Source organism: Streptomyces sp. NRRL B-24572, assembly GCF_002156145.1.
GTDB classification, from domain to species: domain Bacteria; phylum Actinomycetota; class Actinomycetes; order Streptomycetales; family Streptomycetaceae; genus Streptomyces; species Streptomyces vietnamensis.
This window is the reverse complement of sequence record NZ_MWIG01001181.1, coordinates 1-986: the sequence shown is the minus strand read 5'-3', so window position 1 is coordinate 986 and position 986 is coordinate 1. Positions and strand designations below refer to the sequence as shown.

General features: G+C 71.5%; 1 protein-coding gene and 1 riboswitch. The gene reads left to right on the top strand.

All coding sequences use genetic code 11. The annotated features are described in order from the left end of the window. The first annotated feature begins 64 nt into the window (after positions 1 to 64). A riboswitch (cyclic di-AMP (ydaO/yuaA leader) is annotated at positions 65 to 238 on the top strand. A gap of 3 nt (positions 239 to 241) precedes the next feature. After that, the gene (locus CCN56_RS41155) at positions 242 to 967 is read left to right on the top strand and encodes a transglycosylase family protein (RefSeq protein WP_086832592.1); all 726 of its coding nucleotides are present in this window, start codon (positions 242 to 244) and stop codon (positions 965 to 967) included. Positions 968 to 986: the final 19 nt, after the last annotated feature.

The following is a 986-nucleotide window of genomic DNA, read 5'->3' as shown; positions in this document are numbered from 1 at the left end:
TTGCGCGACGACTGTTCCCGGCGACCGACGGCAGGATTCGGCGTTTCGGTCGCCGGGAACAGTCGTCGCGCAAGCGCCGAAGGCAGGAGTGGGGGACCCAAGGTAAGTGCCGGGCCCGGCCGTTGAGACAGACGGCCGACGACCGGCTTGGGGTGAAGCCGCGTGCTAGGACACGCGGCCGGGCAACTTTCCGGCCCGAACCCGACAGCTCACCTCACAGGCGTCGGTGAGGAGAATCCCCATGCTGTTTTCCGCCAAGGGCAAACACCGTCGTCCCTCCAAGGCCGCCCAGGTCGCCACGCTCGTCGGCGTCACCGGTGTCGCCGTCGCCGCCCCGCTGCTGACCGCGGGCACCGCCTCCGCCGCCACCACCGCCGAGTGGGACACCGTCGCCCAGTGCGAGTCCGGCGGCAACTGGTCCATCAACACGGGCAACGGCTTCTACGGCGGCCTGCAGTTCACCAACTCCACCTGGGCCGCCTTCGGCGGCACCGCCTACGCCCCGCGCGCCGACCTGGCCTCGAAGGCCCAGCAGATCGCCGTCGCCGAGAAGGTCCTCGCGGGCCAGGGCAAGGGTGCCTGGCCGAGCTGCGGCGTCGGTCTCTCCAGCGCCTCCTACGACGGCGGCGCCGCCGAGACCGCCCCGCAGCAGAGCGAGCCCCAGCAGGCCGCCCCGCAGCAGGCCGCCCCGAAGCAGCAGGCCGCCCCCGTGCAGCAGGAGCGTCGCGCCGAGGAGCCGACCACCCGCAGCGAGCAGCGCAAGGCCCCGAAGACCGTCACCACGCCGACCGGCAAGAAGGTCAAGAAGGGTGACGGCGAGTACAAGGTCGTCGCCGGCGACACCCTCAGCAAGATCGCCCAGGCGCACGGCGTCAAGGGCGGCTGGGCCAAGCTCTTCGAGCTGAACAAGGACGTCGTCGAGAACGCCGACCTCATCTACCCGGGCCAGCAGCTCCACCTGAAGTGAGCCCGGCGGCCCGCGTGAG